Source organism: Bacillus sp. FSL W8-1202, from assembly GCF_038006165.1.
GTDB classification, from domain to species: domain Bacteria; phylum Bacillota; class Bacilli; order Bacillales; family Bacillaceae; genus Bacillus; species Bacillus subtilis.
In genome coordinates this window covers 3,548,805-3,562,168 of the sequence record NZ_JBBOUR010000001.1, presented here as the reverse complement: position 1 = coordinate 3,562,168, position 13,364 = coordinate 3,548,805, and the positions used below count along the sequence as shown (strand labels likewise).

18 protein-coding genes are annotated in these 13,364 nt (G+C 42.9%); 13 read left to right on the top strand and 5 right to left on the bottom strand.

All coding sequences use genetic code 11. The features are described 5' to 3' along the window. Nucleotides 1-111: 111 nt before the first annotated feature. Entirely contained in the window at nucleotides 112-840 is a 729-nt protein-coding gene (gene sigK, locus NSQ09_RS18835) for an RNA polymerase sporulation sigma factor SigK (protein WP_013308023.1), read from the bottom strand. A gap of 195 nt (nucleotides 841-1,035) precedes the next feature. Here sigK and nucB point away from each other — a divergent pair, with 195 nt between their 5' ends. Beyond that, nucleotides 1,036-1,446 (top strand): sporulation-specific Dnase NucB, encoded by a 411-nt coding sequence (nucB, locus tag NSQ09_RS18830; protein WP_341032376.1) that lies wholly within the window; start codon nucleotides 1,036-1,038, stop codon nucleotides 1,444-1,446. Between the two features lie 32 nt (nucleotides 1,447-1,478). Here nucB and NSQ09_RS18825 read toward each other — a convergent pair whose 3' ends face one another. After that, the gene (locus tag NSQ09_RS18825; RefSeq protein WP_032726205.1) at nucleotides 1,479-2,201 is read right to left on the bottom strand and encodes a YqeB family protein; all 723 of its coding nucleotides are present in this window, start codon (nucleotides 2,199-2,201) and stop codon (nucleotides 1,479-1,481) included. Nucleotides 2,202-2,441: 240 nt separating this feature from the next. Here NSQ09_RS18825 and gnd point away from each other — a divergent pair, with 240 nt between their 5' ends. Next, nucleotides 2,442-3,335 (top strand): phosphogluconate dehydrogenase (NAD(+)-dependent, decarboxylating), encoded by an 894-nt coding sequence (gnd, locus tag NSQ09_RS18820; protein ID WP_041333751.1) that lies wholly within the window; start codon nucleotides 2,442-2,444, stop codon nucleotides 3,333-3,335. Between the two features lie 18 nt (nucleotides 3,336-3,353). Here the strand turns inward: gnd and NSQ09_RS18815 are convergent, their stop codons facing one another. Continuing rightward, complete coding sequence (locus tag NSQ09_RS18815; RefSeq protein ID WP_014480319.1) at nucleotides 3,354-3,980, bottom strand: TVP38/TMEM64 family protein; 627 nt, start codon at nucleotides 3,978-3,980, stop codon at nucleotides 3,354-3,356. Between the two features lie 186 nt (nucleotides 3,981-4,166). Here NSQ09_RS18815 and cwlH point away from each other — a divergent pair, with 186 nt between their 5' ends. Together cwlH and NSQ09_RS18805 are read left to right on the top strand one after the other, a co-directional pair. Next, on the top strand, nucleotides 4,167-4,919 hold the full coding sequence (gene cwlH, locus NSQ09_RS18810; RefSeq protein ID WP_327845505.1) for an N-acetylmuramoyl-L-alanine amidase CwlH: 753 nt from the start codon (nucleotides 4,167-4,169) through the stop codon (nucleotides 4,917-4,919). Nucleotides 4,920-5,170: 251 nt separating this feature from the next. Beyond that, a complete protein-coding gene (locus tag NSQ09_RS18805; RefSeq protein ID WP_029317882.1) occupies nucleotides 5,171-5,902 on the top strand; it encodes an SGNH/GDSL hydrolase family protein in 732 nt (243 codons plus the stop codon). A 303-nt stretch (nucleotides 5,903-6,205) separates the two neighbouring features. On the opposite strand, the gene NSQ09_RS18800 is transcribed toward NSQ09_RS18805, so the two are convergent. Beyond that, complete coding sequence (locus NSQ09_RS18800; RefSeq protein WP_003226124.1) at nucleotides 6,206-6,346, bottom strand: sporulation histidine kinase inhibitor Sda; 141 nt, start codon at nucleotides 6,344-6,346, stop codon at nucleotides 6,206-6,208. A gap of 361 nt (nucleotides 6,347-6,707) precedes the next feature. Here NSQ09_RS18800 and NSQ09_RS18795 point away from each other — a divergent pair, with 361 nt between their 5' ends. Genes NSQ09_RS18795 through NSQ09_RS18760 form a run of 8 tightly spaced genes read left to right on the top strand, consistent with a single transcriptional unit; the run spans nucleotide 6,708 to nucleotide 11,719 of the window. Beyond that, on the top strand, nucleotides 6,708-7,226 hold the full coding sequence (locus tag NSQ09_RS18795) for a YqeG family HAD IIIA-type phosphatase (RefSeq protein WP_003226126.1): 519 nt from the start codon (nucleotides 6,708-6,710) through the stop codon (nucleotides 7,224-7,226). Nucleotides 7,227-7,229: 3 nt separating this feature from the next. Next, on the top strand, nucleotides 7,230-8,330 hold the full coding sequence (gene yqeH / locus NSQ09_RS18790; RefSeq protein ID WP_341032369.1) for a ribosome biogenesis GTPase YqeH: 1,101 nt from the start codon (nucleotides 7,230-7,232) through the stop codon (nucleotides 8,328-8,330). Between the two features lie 17 nt (nucleotides 8,331-8,347). After that, a complete protein-coding gene (gene aroE / locus NSQ09_RS18785) occupies nucleotides 8,348-9,190 on the top strand; it encodes a shikimate dehydrogenase (protein WP_029317883.1) in 843 nt (280 codons plus the stop codon). Then, complete coding sequence (yhbY, locus tag NSQ09_RS18780) at nucleotides 9,184-9,474, top strand: ribosome assembly RNA-binding protein YhbY (RefSeq protein ID WP_003226133.1); 291 nt, start codon at nucleotides 9,184-9,186, stop codon at nucleotides 9,472-9,474. Before aroE ends, yhbY begins: the two co-directional genes overlap by 7 nt. An 11-nt stretch (nucleotides 9,475-9,485) precedes the next feature. Further along, nucleotides 9,486-10,055: a nicotinate-nucleotide adenylyltransferase gene (locus NSQ09_RS18775; protein WP_041333756.1), complete on the top strand. Its 570-nt coding sequence runs from the start codon at nucleotides 9,486-9,488 to the stop codon at nucleotides 10,053-10,055. After that, nucleotides 10,045-10,605, top strand: coding sequence for a bis(5'-nucleosyl)-tetraphosphatase (symmetrical) YqeK (gene yqeK / locus NSQ09_RS18770; protein ID WP_014480316.1), 561 nt, complete (start codon nucleotides 10,045-10,047; stop codon nucleotides 10,603-10,605). The genes NSQ09_RS18775 and yqeK overlap by 11 nt, the downstream gene beginning before the upstream one ends. A gap of 17 nt (nucleotides 10,606-10,622) precedes the next feature. After that, entirely contained in the window at nucleotides 10,623-10,979 is a 357-nt protein-coding gene (gene rsfS, locus NSQ09_RS18765; RefSeq protein ID WP_041333759.1) for a ribosome silencing factor, read from the top strand. Next, nucleotides 10,976-11,719 (top strand): class I SAM-dependent DNA methyltransferase, encoded by a 744-nt coding sequence (locus tag NSQ09_RS18760; protein WP_003229973.1) that lies wholly within the window; start codon nucleotides 10,976-10,978, stop codon nucleotides 11,717-11,719. The genes rsfS and NSQ09_RS18760 overlap by 4 nt, the downstream gene beginning before the upstream one ends. Nucleotides 11,720-11,784: 65 nt before the next feature. Here NSQ09_RS18760 and comER read toward each other — a convergent pair whose 3' ends face one another. Then, nucleotides 11,785-12,606: a late competence protein ComER gene (gene comER, locus NSQ09_RS18755; protein WP_014480313.1), complete on the bottom strand. Its 822-nt coding sequence runs from the start codon at nucleotides 12,604-12,606 to the stop codon at nucleotides 11,785-11,787. 83 nt (nucleotides 12,607-12,689) lie between these two features. Between comER and comEA the strand changes: the two genes are divergently transcribed. Then, the gene (gene comEA, locus NSQ09_RS18750) at nucleotides 12,690-13,307 is read left to right on the top strand and encodes a competence protein ComEA (protein ID WP_004398514.1); all 618 of its coding nucleotides are present in this window, start codon (nucleotides 12,690-12,692) and stop codon (nucleotides 13,305-13,307) included. Nucleotides 13,308-13,364: the final 57 nt, after the last annotated feature.

Genomic DNA, 13,364 nt, shown 5'->3' with positions numbered 1-13,364 from the left:
ATGACAAAACTGATTTTCATCACTCTTTTATATATTTTTTCTCTATTTTCTTTTTAAAAAAACTTTAATGAAATAGAGAAAGCCGGAGTATGAGATCCGGCTTCTTCTGCATTATTTCCCCTTCGCCTTCTTCCGCTTTTCCTTCTCTGCCCGATAAAACTCATGAAACATCTTCATCAGCGCCCGTTTTTCAATCCGCGATACATAGCTGCGTGAGATACCGAGTTCTTTGGCAATCTCTCGCTGCGTTTTTTCCTTCTTCAAATCAAGTCCAAACCGCCCGACAATCACTTCCTTCTCACGGTCATCTAAAATGTCAATGTATTGTTTCACTTTTTCAAGCTCCATATTGAGCTGGATCGTATCTATCACGTCTTCGTTTTCTGATTTCAAAACGTCAATCAGGCTTATTTCATTCCCTTCCTTATCCTGCCCGATCGGATCGTGAAGGGAGACGTCTTTTTTTGTTTTTTTCAATGCGCGCAAATGCATGAGGATTTCATTTTCAATACACCTCGCAGCATACGTCGCCAGCTTTGTCCCTTTTCCAGCGGAATAGCTTTCAATTCCTTTAATAAGCCCGATCGTTCCGATGGAGATTAAGTCCTCTGCATCCTCACCTGTATTTTCGAACTTTTTCACAATATGGGCGACCAAGCGAAGATTATGCTCAATCAGCATGTTTCTGGCATGTTCATCCCCTTTAGCCATGAGCTCTAAGTATTTTTTTTCCTCGCTGCTTGAGAGCGGTTGTGGAAAGGCATTGTTTTTCACGTAAGATACTAAAAAGACAAGCTCTTTAACAACAAAGCCGAGCGCTGCGAAAACACCTGTCACCATCGTCACCTCCACAAAAGTATGTAGGCAAAAGCCTATATGTAAATGTATGTGACCGGGAGGCTGTCTGTGTCTGTACCGGGAAATTTCTCGTGGGGGAGTCCGGCTTTTGTAAGCAGCATACTAACTTCAAATGTTAAAAATAATCTTTATCAAGCGCCCATACATTGAAGTGAACAAAGATATGGGGGGATGGGAATGAAAAAATGGATGGCAGGCCTGTTTCTTGCTGCAGCAGTTCTTCTTTGTTTAATGGTTCCGCAACAGATCCAAGGCGCATCTTCGTATGACAAAATGTTGTATTTTCCGCTGTCTCGTTATCCGGAAACCGGCAGTCATATTAGAGATGCGATTGCAGAGGGACATCCAGATATTTGTACCATTGACAGAGATGGAGCAGACAAAAGGCGGGAGGAATCTTTAAAGGGAATCCTGACCAAGCCGGGCTATGACCGGGATGAGTGGCCGATGGCGGTCTGCGAGGAAGGCGGCGCAGGGGCTGATGTCCGATATGTGACGCCTTCTGATAATCGCGGCGCCGGCTCGTGGGTAGGGAATCAAATGAGCAGCTATCCTGACGGCACCAGAGTGCTGTTTATTGTGCAGTAATAAAGAAGAGGCTCTTTCTTGAGCCTCTGTTGTTACAATCCTTCGCCGTGCTGAATTTTCGGGGGATAGGTTTCTGCTTTTCGCCAATATTGGCGTGTGCCTTCGTCCCGTACAACGATGCCCAGCTGTGCCAGTTCGAGACGGAATTCTTCAATATCGTCTTTTTCTTCGTCCTGCAGCGCTTTGTGACGAGCTTTTAATAAGGCATGGGCGCCTTGCGATAGGTCTGGTGCATCAGGAATCCATCGGCGAAATTGATCTTTAAACGGATCACCATCTGTTGCCCATTCGTAATGATGCTGTCTAAAGGCCTTCTCAACGTTTACTGGTTTTTCATCAATTTCTTCCCGTACCAATTCATATCCGGCTGTTCCCAGGAGGACAAGCCGTTTGTGATCCATAAATACAAGAGCGATGTCATCAGAATGAATTGTTTGCACTTTTTTTCCTTTGATGAATTCCACTGTGTGATCTGTAATTTTGACAGACAGCAGCATTGCAATAACAGAATGAGCGAACCAAATCCCCGCACACATACCGAGAAGAGCAGTGATAAATGCAGCTGTGGATCCCTGAAAAGAGGTGATGAGCCGAAGCGGTCCTTCAAGAGGGATCCAGGGGAGGGATAATGCCCATTTCGCAATCTGCGGGATAAAATACCCGATTGCAAAACCGATGATTGCAAGTGCAGCGTATAAAAAGAATACAGCGGTTTTCGTAACTCCAATAAGAGTATGAGATTGATTCTGCAACATGTCACCTTCTTTTACTGAAAATATCGAATTCCTTCCCATATTTTAACTTAAAATGATGGTAAATCAAGGATAAAGTGATATAAAGAGATTCAGTAATAGAACTGGCAGGCGCAGTCAGTCATGAAAAATAAAATTTACATGCGCAGACGATGTAAGCCCCATTTGTTTTCTGCGTATCGCAATACAATTCAAAGGGAACATAAAGAGTAAAGGCTTTTTAGACAATCAGGAGGAACAGATATGAAAATCGGATTAATCGGCTTAGGGAAAATGGGCATAAACATAGGAAAGCAATTCATTGACCGCAATCATCAAGCGGTTGGATATGATGTAAATCAAGCGGCTGTTGATGAACTGAAAGCATACGGGGCTGAGGGGACAACGAATCTTAAAGAGTTCATTTCTTTATTACACCCGCCGCGCATCCTATGGGTTATGGTACCGCATGGCATTGTCGATGCTGTTTTGCGTGAGGTATCACCTTTATTAAGTAAAGGCGATATGATTATCGAAGCTGGAAACTCTCATTATAAAGACTCAATTCGCCGCTACAATCAAATGAAAGAAGCGGGTATCCATTATCTCGATGCCGGAACGTCGGGCGGAATGGAAGGCGCACGGCATGGAGCCTGTTTTATGGTGGGGGGCGATCATGAAGCATGGGAGATTGTGGAACCGCTTTTTCGTGATACCGCCGTCGAAAATGGTTATCTATACGCTGGTGAAGCGGGAAGCGGACATTTTTTAAAAATGATCCATAATGGAATTGAGTATGGAATGATGGCCGCGATTGGTGAAGGATTTGAAGTGCTTGAAAACAGCCAATTTGATTTTGACTATGAGAAGGTTGCCAGAGTGTGGAATCATGGTTCTGTCATTCGTTCTTGGCTTATGGGACTGACTGAGCGAGCTTTCTCTAAGGATGCTAAACTGGATCAGATCAAGGGCATTATGCATTCCTCAGGTGAAGGAAAATGGACGGTGGAAACTGCGCTTGATCTGCAGACGGCAACTCCGGTCATCGCCATGTCACTGATGATGAGATACCGTTCTTTAACTGACGATACGTTTACAGGAAAGGTTGTCGCTGCGCTTCGAAATGAATTTGGAGGCCATGCGACAGAAAAAAAGTAAGGGGGCCAACAAGCCTCCTTATTTTTTTGGCACCTTCAGAAGATGAGGAAACTTTTTATAAATGACCAGCATGATGATCAGAATATATGCACCGTAAATGCTGATAGACAATAATTTATTGCTGGTGAAGTTGGCGCCTGCAATAGTGACAACAACAATATTGGGGATTTTCCCTATTAAAGACGCAAAGAAAAAAACATGCCAGCGAACCTGGCTCAGACCGCAGATCACATTCATTATAAGGGAAGGTATGACTGGTATCAGCCTTCCTAATAAAACAGCGGTAAAAGCGTTTTTGTTGAAGGAAGCCTCGTAGCTTTGTATGGCAGGGTAGGCCTGAACTTTTTTTCTGGCCCAATCTCTAAAACTGTACCTGGCGAGAAAAAACAGCAATATAGTACCAAGCATTGAGCCGGTCAGTGTAATCCAAATTCCATTTGCAGTCCCGAACACTGCGCCATTTAAAGCAGCAACCAAAGCAAACGGCACTATTGGGAAAAAAACATCGGCAGCAATCAGCAGCATACTAAATAAAACGGAAAACATCCCTCCTGCTTTGATTGCATCAAGCCAAGCTTCTTTCTGAAAAAAACCGACTGCAATGATAGCGATAATCACAAGGATACCTATTACTTTTTTTAACATGTCTATGGTCACTCCCAACTTAGGTGATGTCAGGAGCCAAAACCTCCGTCATCTAAATTAGTATAACTGGTGCCATTTCAGCGGTTCAACTGAAAACCAGGTTAAGAACACAATTCTATTTTACCTCATAAAAAAGGCTGTCCATCTCTCTGTTTTCTGCATTCTTAATAATAGGGAGGGATAGAAATGGTAACCATAAAAAAGGATTTTATACCGCTATCAAATGATAATCGTCCTGGCTATGCGATGACGCCTGCTTATATTACGGTGCATAATACAGCGAATACAGCAAAAGGCGCTGATGCGAAAATGCACGCCAATTTTGTGAAAAACCCGAGCACATCCGAAAGCTGGCATTTTACAGTTGACGATTCAGTCATTTATCAGCATCTCCCGATAGATGAAAACGGCTGGCATGCGGGAGACGGTACAAACGGGACAGGAAATAGCAAGTCGATCGGGATTGAAATCTGCGAAAATGCTGATGGCGATTTTGAAAAAGCAACATCAAATGCCCAGTGGCTGATCAGAAAGCTGATGAAGGAAAACAATATTCCGTTACATCGTGTTGTTCCCCACAAAAAATGGTCTGGGAAAGAATGTCCGCGGAAACTCTTGAACCACTGGAACTCTTTTATAAACGGAATTTCTTCCTCGGATACACCTCCAAAAGAATCTTCACCATCATATCCTCTGCCGTCTGGGGTTATAAAGCTCACTTCGCCTTATCGAAAGGGCACAAACATTCTCCAGCTGCAAAAGGCTTTAGCTGCACTTCACTTTTACCCTGATAAGGGAGCCAAAAACAATGGCATAGATGGAGTTTACGGACCGAAAACAGCGAATGCCGTCAAGCGTTTTCAGCTCATGAACGGATTAACTGCAGACGGGATTTATGGGTCAAAAACAAAGGCCAAGCTTAAATCGAAGTTAAAGTAAATGCAGGATTTAACGGATAACCTGTTTCCGGTGCGGATTCAGGTTATTTTTTTTTCTTTGGTTTGTGTGTTTTTCAGATTGGAAAGAAGGGAATTTTAAAAAATCATCAGCTGCGCCGCAATGAAAGCAGAATGATATTCACTGAGGGGGACACGTTAACTATAGGAAAAAACAGTGATAGCGAAAAACTCTTCATTGAACGAAGAGAAACAGAGGTATAACATTAAGGTGAGGCTTTTGGGGGTGTAAAGATGAAACATTTTATCATCCTTTTCCTTCTGCTGTTCGTTACAGCAGGATGCGAGGGAAGGGGATACGAAGACGTTGTAGCATTTGGTGATAGCAATACGCGTGGCTCTAATTGGGATTATCGCGATTATCCAAAAGCACAGCAGTGGGTCAATATATTAAAAACAGCTGAGCGCGGTAACCTTGATATACTCAATGCGGGAATCGGCGGACAGACGACAGAGGATGCCCGTCTCCGATTTCAGACAGATGTGCTGGATCAAAAACCGAAGTATTTGTTTATTATGTTCGGCACCAATGACGCTGCCATACTGACTGAGGGGAAACCGAGAGTGTCGAAGCAGCGTTTTAGAGAAAATCTGGTTTATTTTATTAAAGAAAGCAGAAAACACGGAATCAAGCCTATCTTAATGACGTGTATCCCAATTATAGAAGGTAATGGGAAGCATCATCTGTTTTACTATTCCAGATATCAGGCAGCTGCTTTTGAACCAAAAGGCGGAGCAAGGAAATGGCACAACTCATATAACGATATTACAAGAGATGTGTCGAAGCGCCTGGATGTCCCTCTTGTAGATAACTGGAAGCATTTTATAGAAGCAGACGGCGGAAAAGCAACTGATGAAGCGCTTATCCAATCTGGTTTAATAGATCCTTCTGGAAATCATATGACACCTAAAGGGGCAAGGATCGTATATGAAGGAATACAAGATGGGCAGATCCTGCAGCGTTGAGCCGGACAACCGCCTAGTCCGATTTATTTCTCCTACATAGGCTGTTATAAAACCTTATTAAGGAGGCGCTTCACATGTATTGGGCAGGCAGAGCATATGGATACGCTTTTATTGTTGTTTTAGTTGTTGTTCTCCTGGTTGTGGGCGGCATATACTGGTTAGCATAATAACCGGCCCTTTAAAACACCTCTTTTTAGGGGTGTTTTTTGCTGAAAATAGTAGTAAAGCGCGCAGCCAAAGTGATATAATATCAGTCATCTGAGTAAAAAAAGGAAATACGCCCGGAAATTAGACAAATTCCTATTAAGAAGATACGGAAATAATATGTCCGAGCGATCTTCTTTTTATTTCGTTTTCAATTAACTCGATAAAGTCACGGTTTAAATTCATTTCGGTGGCTTTGAAATAAGATTCTATTAGTAATTCATCAGACAGTTTTCTCATGCTAGGAACCCAATTAATGGGAGAGGCACCTCCTTAAAAGTTGGAATCATTCATGATTTTAACGCATACAATGATAAGTTGTGTTCATCTGAGGTTGAAGTTATCTTTAATCTACCATGAAATGCATATAAGAACAATCGTTCTGTTATCCACACCAAAAAGTGGATAACTTGTGAGTATCGTGTTTATAATTTGTCTAAAGAGTGATGTAATAAGAGTGGATATTGTGTGTAAATTTATCCACACCTGGTGAAGAAACCCAATTTTTGTCGAAATTTTTTTGCTCAGTTTTTCTTTAGGCGCAAGTTCGATTTTTTTCGACAATCATTTTGAAAGAAAGAAAAAGGGAAGGGTGCGGGTTTTGTTAAAAAAGTTTTTTTTACCTGACGAGTTTGTAAAAAATATTTTTCATATTACACCTGAGAAATTAAAGGAACGAAATGTAAAAGGGATTATTACTGACCTGGATAATACGCTTGTTGAATGGGACAGGCCGAACGCGACGCCGCGATTGATCGAGTGGTTTGAAGAAATGAAGGAACACGGCATTAAAGTGACAATTGTCTCTAATAATAACGAAAGAAGAGTGAAACTTTTCTCAGAACCGCTTGGAATCCCATTCATCTATAAAGCAAGAAAACCGATGGGTAAAGCCTTTAATAGAGCGGTGCGCAATATGGAGCTGAAAAAAGAGGACTGTGTTGTCATCGGAGACCAGCTGCTGACCGATGTACTCGGGGGAAACCGAAACGGCTACCATACGATTTTGGTCGTGCCAGTCGCTTCCTCTGACGGATTCATTACGCGCTTTAACCGCCAGGTCGAACGCAGAATACTGAGTGCTCTCAAACGAAAAGGGCACATTCAGTGGGAGGAGTAAGAAATGGAAAAGGTTGTTTGTATCGGGTGCGGAGTTACGATCCAAACCGAGGACAAAACAGGTTTGGGGTACGCGCCGCCTGCATCGCTTACGAAAGAAAATGTGATTTGCCAGCGTTGCTTCAGACTGAAAAACTATAATGAAATACAAGATGTCTCCTTAACTGATGATGATTTTTTGAACATTCTTCACGGTATTGGAGAAACGGACTCTCTTGTCGTAAAAATTGTTGATATTTTTGATTTTAACGGCAGCTGGATTAATGGGCTGCAGCGCTTGGTGGGGGGAAACCCTATCTTATTAGTTGGCAATAAAGCGGATATTTTGCCTAAGTCACTGAAAAGAGAGCGTCTGATCCAATGGATGAAGCGTGAAGCGAAAGAGCTTGGCTTAAAACCGGTTGACGTATTTTTGGTCAGTGCGGGACGCGGCCAGGGAATCAGAGAAGTAATTGACGCGATTGAGCATTACCGCAACGGAAAAGACGTCTATGTTGTCGGATGTACAAATGTAGGAAAGTCAACCTTTATTAACCGGATTATTAAAGAAGTGTCAGGTGAAGAAGATATTATTACAACATCCCAATTTCCTGGCACAACCCTTGATGCGATTGAAATCCCGCTGGATGACGGTTCATCGCTTTATGATACACCGGGAATTATCAACAACCATCAAATGGCGCATTATGTCAATAAAAAGGACCTGAAAGTATTATCTCCTAAAAAGGAGCTGAAGCCTCGCACATTCCAGCTTAATGATCAGCAAACACTGTATTTTGGCGGACTTGCAAGGTTTGATTATGTGTCTGGGGAAAGATCTCCTTTTATTTGCTATATGCCGAATGAGCTGATGATTCATAGAACAAAACTTGAAAATGCAGACGCGCTTTATGAAAAGCATGCAGGGGAATTGCTCACACCTCCGGGTAAAGATGAAATGGATGAGTTTCCGGAATTGGTCGCCCATACGTTTACGATAAAAGACAAAAAGACAGATATCGTTTTCTCTGGGTTAGGCTGGGTTACTGTCCATGACGCCGATAAAAAGGTAACTGCATACGCGCCAAAAGGCGTTCATGTATTTGTTCGGCGTTCATTAATTTAAGAAAAGGGGAGAGGAGTATGAAAAAGCTGTACGGGGTTATCGGAAATCCGATTGGCCATTCTATGTCACCTGATATTCATAACGCATCATTGAAAGACCTCGGGCTTGACGGACATTATCATGCCTTCAAGGTAGAAGAGAATGATCTGGAGGATGCGGTAAAAGGAATAAGAGCTCTAGGCGTACAAGGAATCAATGTGACTGTTCCGCACAAGGTTTCCATTATGGATTATCTGGATCATATTGATGAGAGTGCAAAAGTGCTCGGTGCCGTAAACACGGTCAGAAGAGAGGGAGATAAGCTTGTCGGATACAATACCGATGGGGAAGGCTTCGTGAAGTCATTAATGAAGGTATTAGACAAGCCCATCTCTGAACTGTCATTCTTAATGATCGGCGCTGGCGGAGCGGCGAGAGCCATTTTTACAACAATTGTCCGAAATACCCCGAAAAAATTTGACATTTGCAACCGGACGTTAGAAAAAGCAAAGCGGCTTACAGAAGCTACTCCCTCGTTTCACAATAAAGAAGTATTAAGCATAAAAGAAGCAGAAGAACGTCTTGAGCAGTATGATGTTATCATCCATACAACGTCTGTGGGCATGTATCCGAACGTGGACGATGTGCCGCTTTCATTACAGCGTGCCGCGAGCAGTGCCGTCGTATGTGATATCGTGTATAATCCAATACAGACGGCCCTTTTAAAGGAAGCAAGCCAAAAAGGCTTGAAAACACTCGACGGTGTGGGCATGTTTGTTGAACAGGCAGCATTGTCTTTCCAATTGTGGACTGGACAAGAGCCTGATATTGAAAAAATGAGATCCATTGTAACAGGAAAATTAGGAGGAACAGAATGTTAACAGGTAAACAAAAACGTTTTTTGCGTTCAAAAGCGCATCATTTAACGCCGATTTTTCAAGTAGGTAAAGGCGGAGTAAACGACAACATGATTAAACAAATTGCTGAGGCGCTTGAAGCGAGAGAGCTCATTAAAGTCAGCGTGCTTCAGAATTGCGAAGAGGATAAAAACGATGTAGCGGAAGCTCTTGTAAAAGGAAGCCGCTCTCAATTGGTGCAGACAATCGGCAATACGATTGTGTTATATAAGGAATCAAAGGAAAATAAACAAATCGAGCTTCCTTAAAGGTGGTTGAAATGAAGAAAATCGGAATTTTCGGAGGCACGTTTGACCCTCCGCATAATGGTCACCTCTTAATGGCGAATGAGGTGCTGTACCAGGCGGAGCTTGATGAAATTTGGTTTATGCCTAATCAAATTCCGCCGCATAAACAGAACGAAGACTATACCGACAGCTTTCATCGCGTGGAAATGCTAAAGCTTGCAATTCAATCTAATCCGTCCTTTAAGCTGGAGCTTGTTGAAATGGAAAGAGAAGGGCCATCATATACCTTTGATACCGTTTCTTTACTGAAGCAGCGTTATCCAAATGATCAGCTGTTCTTTATTATCGGCGCTGATATGATTGAATATTTGCCGAAATGGTATAAGCTGGACGAGCTGCTGAACCTCATTCAATTTATTGGAGTAAAGCGCCCCGGTTTTCATGTTGAAACCCCTTATCCGCTTCTCTTTGCAGACGTTCCGGAATTTGAGGTATCATCAACTATGATAAGGGAACGGTTTAAAAGCAAGAAGCCCACTGACTACTTAATCCCTGATAAAGTGAAGAAGTATGTAGAGGAGAATGGTTTATATGAATCGTGAGGAGGCACTTGCATGCGTGAAGCAGCAATTGACCGAACACCGATATATCCATACGGTTGGCGTGATGAACACGGCGATCGAACTTGCGGAGCGTTTTGGAGCCGATTCTAAAAAAGCGGAAACAGCGGCAATCTTTCATGATTACGCCAAATTCCGCCCGAAAGAAGAAATGAAACAAATTATTGCGCGTGAAAAAATGCCTGCGCATTTATTGGATCATAATCCGGAGCTCTGGCACGCTCCGGTCGGCGCTTATTTGGTCCAAAGAGAGGCAGGGGTTCAAGATGAAGACATTCTTGACGCCATTAGGTATCATACCTCAGGCCGCCCCGGCATGACACTTTTAGAAAAAGTCATTTACGTTGCCGATTACATTGAGCCAAACCGGGCATTTCCCGGTGTCGATGAGGTGCGTAAGCTTGCTGAGACAGATTTGAATCAAGCGCTGATTCAGTCCATTAAAAATACAATGGTTTTTCTTATGAAAAAAAATCAACCGGTTTTTCCAGACACATTTTTAACGTATAACTGGCTTGTGTCTGGCAGCTGAACAGGAGGAATTTGTGAATGAACCATAAGTCCATTTTAAAGATCGCAGCTGCGGCTTGCGATGATAAACGGGCAGAGGATATTTTAGCACTGGATATGGAAGGTATTTCTCTGGTTGCTGATTATTTTCTGATCTGCCACGGAAATTCAGATAAACAGGTACAGGCGATTGCCCGTGAAATCAAGGATCAAGCTGATGAAAACGGCATTCAAGTCAAAAAGATGGAAGGCTTTGATGAAGCAAGATGGGTTCTCGTTGACCTAGGCGATGTGATTGTCCATGTCTTCCACAAGGACGAAAGAAGCTACTACAACCTTGAAAAGCTGTGGGGAGACGCTCCGCTCGCAGATCTTGATCTTGGAATGAATCAATGATTTATCAAGGCTTTGCAAGCGTGTATGACGAGTTAATGTCACACGCGCCTTACGATCAATGGACAAAATGGATTGAAGCATCTCTCCCGGAAAAAGGCCGTATTCTCGATCTGGCATGCGGCACGGGGGAAATCTCCATCCGGCTTGCCGAAAAAGGCTTCGAGGTTACAGGCATCGATCTCAGCGAAGAGATGCTTTCTTTCGCCCAGCAAAAGGTATCGAGTAGCCAGCCTATTTTATTTCTTCAGCAGGATATGAGAGAGATTACCGGCTTTGACGGTCAATTTGACGCTGTTGTGATATGCTGTGACTCATTAAATTATTTAAAAACAAAAAATGATGTGATCGAAACCTTTAAAAGTGTTTTTCGGGTATTAAAGCCTGAAGGCATTCTGCTGTTTGATGTTCATTCATCTTTTAAAATTGCGGAAGTCTTTCCGGATAGCACATTTGCTGACCAGGACGAAGATATCAGCTATATTTGGCAGAGCTTTGCCGGAAGTGACGAGCTTTCTGTCATTCATGATATGTCGTTTTTTGTGTGGAACGGAGAAGCGTATGATCGTTTTGATGAGACACACGAGCAAAGAACGTTCCCGGTGGAAGAATACGAAGAAATGCTTAAGAACTGCGGCTTTCAGCTCCATCGCGTGACAGCTGATTTTACGGATACCGAGCCATCAGCACAATCAGAACGCCTCTTTTTCAAGGCGCAGAAATCAAAAACCATCGTTTCCTAAAACGATGGTTTTTTAAAATGCTTTTTTATGCTTTTGCAGTACAGACGAACGTATGACATACTCGTCTACACATGAAACTGCTTTTTCACTGCGGAAATATCCTCCTCGTACTTCATATGAGTATTTTGAAATACCCGGTGAAACATATCCTGCACACCGCTTTCCAGCGCTTTAATGCCTTCTCCTGTTACACCGCCTTTAACGCAAACCTTTTCCTGTAATGCAGGCAGGGTATACAATTCGGTTTCTAACAGTTTTCCCATTCCGACAAGCATTTCCTTACACATCAAAATCGCGTCCTGTTTAGACACTGATGTTTCCGAAACAGCTGCATCTATAAACCGCTGAATCAGATAGCTCATAAAAGCGGGGCCGCAGCTTACGATGTCTGATGCAACCCTGGTGATGTCACTTTCAATTTGCAGCGGATGAGAGATATGCTGCATCAGCTCATTGATTTTCGTTTTTGCAGATTCGCCGCAGCTTGTGCCGAAAGTGACGAGAGAAACACCTGCCAGCGCTCTGTTCGTAATACTTGGGATCACTCGAGCCACTTGACACGGCACATATTGTTCGAGCTGTTCGGTTTGAACGGGGCTTGTAATTGAGATGAGAATATGATCTTTTCTTAAATAAGGTAACGCTCTTGCCAGTAAAGGATATATATCAAGCGGCTTAACACAAATAAAAATCATCTCGTTTTCAGAAACGAGCTTTTCGAGACTTTCGGTAACGTTTATGCTGTTGTAGCGGTTTTTTATGTGCAACGCTTTTTCAATTGTGCGGTTTGTGATTGTCATGTTTGAGGGATCGGCTGCTTTTGATTCAATAAATGATTCGATAAGGATCGTACCCATATTTCCTGTGCCGATAAAGCCTATCTTCAATGGTTTCCCCTCCTTTGAGCTATTATCCTCTAAACCATATGTGTTATGAAAATAAAATATGACGAAAGCGGGGAACATGCACGATGAATTGGTTGAATCAGCATAAGAAAGCAATTATTTTAGCGGCTTCTGCGGCTGTTTTCACAGCGATTATGATCTTTCTGGCCACAGGGAAAAATAAAGAGCCGGTGAAGCAAGCTGTACCAACAGAGACAGAAAATACAGTGGTAAAGCAGGAAGCAAACAACGACGAGTCAAACGAAACAATTGTGATAGACATCAAAGGTGCTGTTCAGCATCCTGGCGTTTATGAAATGCGAACAGGGGACAGAGTATCTCAGGCAATTGAGAAAGCGGGCGGGACCAGTGAACAAGCAGACGAAGCGCAAGTAAATTTGGCGGAGATTCTGCAGGACGGGACAGTGGTGTACATCCCGAAAAAGGGAGAGGAAACAGCAGTGCAGCAAGGTGGCGGAGGGTCAGTCCAAAGCGATGGAGGGAAGGGAGCGCTGGTGAATATCAATACAGCAACCTTAGAGGAGTTACAAGGCATCTCAGGGGTGGGGCCATCCAAAGCTGAAGCTATTATTGCATACCGGGAAGAAAACGGGCGTTTCCAAACAATTGAAGATATCACTAAGGTTTCAGGAATAGGTGAAAAGTCATTTGAGAAAATAAAGTCTTCCATTACAGTAAAGTGATTTGACGGTCATGCATTATGATAGGTAAACTAAAGGTCAGGCAACACAACATTTGGA